The sequence below is a fragment of the Microbacterium sp. BF1 genome (assembly GCF_019279095.1).
Classification (GTDB): Bacteria; Actinomycetota; Actinomycetes; order Actinomycetales; family Microbacteriaceae; genus Microbacterium; species Microbacterium maritypicum.
The window spans coordinates 1-4,665 of record NZ_JAGYWT010000184.1; the positions used below are offsets into that span (position 1 = coordinate 1).

Below are 4,665 nucleotides of genomic sequence, written 5' to 3' on the forward strand. Positions count from 1 at the left end.
CGGCGACCGAGGCCGGATCCGATGACCGATCCGGAGGCGACCTGCGTGGTCGAGAGTGCGAATCCGAGGGCGCTGGAGGCGAGGATGGTGGCGGCTGTCGAGCTCTCCGCCGCGAAGCCCTGTGCGGGCTTGACGTCGGTCAGGCCCTTGCCGAGGGTGCGGATGATGCGCCAGCCGCCCAGGTAGGTGCCGAGCGCGATCGTGAACGCACACGCGATGATGACCCACAGCTCGGGCTCGTGGTGAGCGCCGGACTGCCAGCCGATCGTGATCATCGCGAGGGTGATCACACCCATCGTCTTCTGGGCGTCGTTGGTGCCGTGAGCCAGCGCGACCAGCGAGGAGGTGAAGATCTGCCCCACCGGAATCCGTCGCGACCGTCGGGCTTTCCGTCGTAGCGACGGGTGATCGAGTAGGCGATCTTCGTCGCGGCGAAGGCGATCAGGCCTGCCGTGACCGGAGCGATCAGCGCGGGGAGCACGATCTTGGAGAGCACCATGCCGAAGTCGATGCCGCCGATGCCTGCGCCGACGAGGGTGGCGCCGATGAGCCCACCGAAGAGCGCGTGCGACGAGCTCGAGGGAAGACCGAGAAGCCACGTGAGCATGTTCCAGGTGATCGCACCGATCAGACCGGCGAAGATCAACGACAGGAACAGATCCGCCCCGGCCTCGATGATCGCATCCTCGCGGATGATCCCGCCGGAGATGGTCTTGGAGACCTCGGTCGACAGGAAGGCGCCGACGAGGTTGAGAACGGCGGCGAGGAGGACGGCTGTCTTGGGCTTCAGCGCGCCGGTGGCGATCGGCGTCGCCATGGCGTTCGCCGTATCGTGAAAGCCGTTGGTGAAGTCGAAGAAGAGTGCCAGCGCGATGACAAGCACGACGATGAGGGCTGCGGTTTCCACCGTTCGCTTTCGGTCGTTTGAGGAAGAAGGAGATGTCGACGTGATCGACGTGATGAACGAAGAGTTCACCGTGGGTTTGACTTCCGTTAACCGGCCCCGGTAGATCCTCCCACCCTCCCCCGTGCCGGTCAACTCGACCTGGGATAGCGTGAGACGGTGACTGACGCTCCTACCGCCGACCGCCGCTCCTCCCTCCGCACCCACCACGGTGACACCTTCGACGATCCGTACGAATGGCTCCGCGCAAAGGAGTCGGCGGAGGTCGTGTCCCACCTCGAGGCCGAGAACGCCCACACGGATGCCGAGACGGCACACCTCGCCGCTCTGCGCGAGCGGCTCTTCGAAGAGATCAAGGGCCGCGTGCAGGAGACGGACCTCTCCGTTCCCACCCGCCGTGGCCACTGGTGGTACTACAGCCGCACCGAGGAGGGCGCGCAGTACGGCATCCAGTGCCGCGCCGCGGCCGAGCCCGACGACTGGACTCCTCCGCGTCTCGTGCCCGGTGTCCCGGTTCCCGGCGAGGTCGTGCTCCTCGACGGCAACATCGAGGCGGAGGGGCACGAGTTCTTCTCGCTCGGAGCGTTCGACACGTCCGACGACGCCACGAAGCTGCTGTGGTCCACCGACTTCGAAGGTGACGAGCTGTACACCGTGCACGTGCGCGACCTCACCACCGGCACCACGCTCGACGACGAGATCCCGAACACGGGCGGCGCTTTCTTCACACCAGACGGTCGGGGTGTGATCTACACGACCCGCGACGAGGCGTGGAGGCCCGACACTTTGTGGCTGCACCGCCTCGGCACGCCCGTCACCGACGACGTGAAGCTCTTCCACGAGCCGGATGAGAAGTTCTGGCTCGGTGCCGGGATCACCCGTAGCCGCCGGTATCTGGTCATCGCGGTCGGTTCGAGCATCACGAGCGAGGAGTACCTCGTCGATCTGACGGGGGAGCTGACCGCGGAGCCGCAGCTCGTGTGGCCGCGTCGCGAAGGCGTGGAGTACTCGGTCGAGCATGCGGTCGTAGACGGCGAGGATCGCCTGCTCGTGCTGCACAACGACGGAGCGCTCGACTTCGAGCTCGTCTCGGTGTCAGCGTCCGAGCCGCAGGGCGAGCGACACCTGGTGCTCGCGCATGAGCAGGGCAGACGACTCCTCGGTGTCGATGCGTTCCGCGACTTCGCCACCGTGGAGTACCGCAGCGAGGGACTCGAGCGCGTCGGTCTGCTCGACTACGCCACGGATGCGGTCGACGAGCTGGTGTTCGACGAACCGCTCTACTCGGCCGGCGTGAGCGGGAACCCCGAATGGCACTCGCCCTTCCTGCGTCTGGGCTACACCTCGTTCGTGACGCCGGGGACCGTGTACGACCTCGACCTCGCGACCCGGGAGCTGGTGCTGCGCAAGCAGGTGCCGGTGCTGGGGGGCTACGACCCCGCCGACTACGGCCAGCGACGCGAGTGGGCGACCGCATCAGACGGCGTGCGCGTGCCGATCTCGCTCGTGTGGAAGCGCTCGTTCGGCGAACCAGGCGTCGAGCCGCGTCCGGTGCACCTGTACGGCTACGGATCGTACGAGCACTCGATCGACCCCGGCTTCTCCGTGGCACGCCTTTCCGAACTCGACAGGGGTGTGATCTTCGCGGTCGCGCACGTGCGCGGAGGCGGCGAGATGGGCCGGCAGTGGTACGAGGACGGCAAACTCCTGCACAAGCGCAACACGTTCACGGACTTCGTCTCCTGCGGCGAGCACCTGGTCGAGTCGGGTGTGACCACGCCGAGTCGGATGGTGGCCGAGGGCGGCAGCGCCGGCGGCCTGCTGATGGGCGCGGTGACGAACCTCGCGCCCGAGCTCTTCGCCGGCATCCTCGCCGGCGTGCCGTTCGTGGACGCCCTGACGACGATCCTCGATCCGTCGTTGCCGCTGACCGTCATCGAATGGGACGAGTGGGGCGACCCGCTCCATGACCCGGACGTCTACGCCTACATGAAGTCGTACAGCCCCTACGAGAACGTCCGCGACGGCGTGGACTACCCACGGATCCTCGCCGTGACGTCCCTGAACGACACGCGGGTGCTCTACGTGGAGCCCGCGAAGTGGGTCGCACGCCTGCGCGAGGCCGGGGCGAAGGACGTGATCCTCAAGTGCGAGATGGTCGCCGGACACGGTGGGGTGAGCGGGCGCTACAACTCCTGGAAGGAGCGGGCGTTCGAACTCGCCTGGCTGCTGGACACTCTCGGCCTCGCCGCGGAGTGAATCGCTGAGGCTGAGCTCGTCCGCGGAGGGCGGACTCAGCCTCAGGCGGCTCAGCCGAAGAGCGCCGCCGCCTCGTCGTAGCGGTAGCGCGGGACCGTGTTCAGTTCGCCCAGTGCGTCGGCGAACGGCACCCGGACGATATCCGTGCCCTGCATGGCGACCATCTGGCCCCAGGCGCCGTCGACGATCGCGTCGGCAGCGTGCAGACCGAGTCGTGTCGCGAGCACGCGGTCGAACGCCGAGGGCGATCCGCCGCGCTGGATGTGACCGAGGATCGTCGCCCGCGTCTCGATGCCGGTGATGCGCTCGATCTCGGGCGCGAGCAGGTCGCCGATGCCGCCGAGGCGGGGGCGGTTGAAGGCGTCGAGGCCCTTGTCGCTGTAGGCCTCGTCCATTCCGAGGAGCTTGAACCCCTCGGAGACGACGACCAGAGGCGCGCGACCGCGATCATGCGCGCTGGTCACCAGCTCCGTGATCTCGTCGATCGACATCGGCACCTCGGGGATGCAGACGACGTGAGCTCCGGCAGCCATTCCGGCGTGCAGTGCGATCCAGCCGACGTGACGGCCCATGACCTCTGCGACCATGCAGCGCTGGTGCGAGTCGCCGGTCGTGCGCAGCCGATCCATCGCATCCGTGGCGATGTTCACCGCGGTGTCGAAGCCGAACGAGTAGTCGGTCGCCTGCAGGTCGTTGTCGATCGTCTTGGGGACCCCGATGACCTTGATGCCGTCCTTGGCGAGACGGTCCGCTGCGGCCAGCGTGCCCTCACCACCGATCGCGATGATGCCGTCGATCTTGTGCCCGTAGAGGGTCTTGGCAATGTTGTCGGCTCCCCCACGCTCGCCCTCGTACGGGTTCGTGCGGCTGGTGCCGAGGATCGTGCCGCCGACCTTCGACAGCCCCTTCACCTCGTGTCGGGTCAGCGGCATGAAGTCACCGTCGACCAGGCCCCGCCATCCGTCGCGGATGCCGACGAACTCGAGGTCGTATGACGTCGTGCCCTTGAGCACGATGCCGCGGATGACCGCGTTGAGGCCGGGGCAGTCGCCGCCGCTCGTCAGGATGCCGATCTTCATGCTGGTGCCTTCAGACGTTCGGGAGATGGGGGAACAGGCGACGCTGCCTTCGATCGACACTAGCGCCCCGGCACGCTCGGGCGCCATTCGGGAGCGGCGAAAAACGTCGATCTTGACGACCTGATTCACCGATATCGTCGAACTTCCCGGTCTCGAGTGTTCTCGCACCGGATCCGACGTTAAGAACGGCGATTCTTGACGCCTATGCTCCGCCCAGTGCCTGTCGCAGCAGGTGCATGAGTGCCGCCAGCTGCACCGGCTCTGCGGCCGACTCCTCGACCGCTTCACCGTCGAGAGCGCGCGCCGCGAGCCCCTGCTTCTGGTCGATCAGCTCCGCGATCTTCGTGTCGATCGTGTGCGCGGCGATGATCCGCCACGCGGTGACCGGCTCGCCCTGGCCGATGCAGTGCACACGGTCGATCG

Annotated in this window: 2 protein-coding genes and 2 pseudogenes; 1 reads left to right on the forward strand and 3 read right to left on the reverse strand. The window is 67.2% G+C overall.

The window, feature by feature from the left end; genetic code table 11:
* Positions 1-907 (reverse strand): annotated as a pseudogene (locus KZA10_RS08215) (anion permease); the annotation flags it as partial.
* 156 nt (positions 908-1,063) lie between these two features.
* On the opposite strand from KZA10_RS08215, the gene KZA10_RS08220 reads away from it, so the two are divergent.
* Positions 1,064-3,163 (forward strand): S9 family peptidase, encoded by a 2,100-nt coding sequence (locus KZA10_RS08220; RefSeq protein ID WP_218682621.1) that lies wholly within the window; start codon positions 1,064-1,066, stop codon positions 3,161-3,163.
* Between the two features lie 50 nt (positions 3,164-3,213).
* Here KZA10_RS08220 and KZA10_RS08225 read toward each other — a convergent pair whose 3' ends face one another.
* Positions 3,214-4,242, reverse strand: a complete 1,029-nt coding sequence (locus KZA10_RS08225) for a 6-phosphofructokinase (protein ID WP_017830949.1) — start codon at positions 4,240-4,242, stop codon at positions 3,214-3,216.
* Between the two features lie 202 nt (positions 4,243-4,444).
* Positions 4,445-4,665 (reverse strand): annotated as a pseudogene (locus tag KZA10_RS08230) (ATP-dependent helicase); the annotation flags it as partial.

What these genes read in the sequence shown, in the direction of transcription:
- KZA10_RS08225 (WP_017830949.1), bottom strand. Translation starts at nt 4,242, where the DNA reads ATGAAGATCGGCATCCTGACGAGCGGCGGCGACTGCCCCGGCCTCAAC.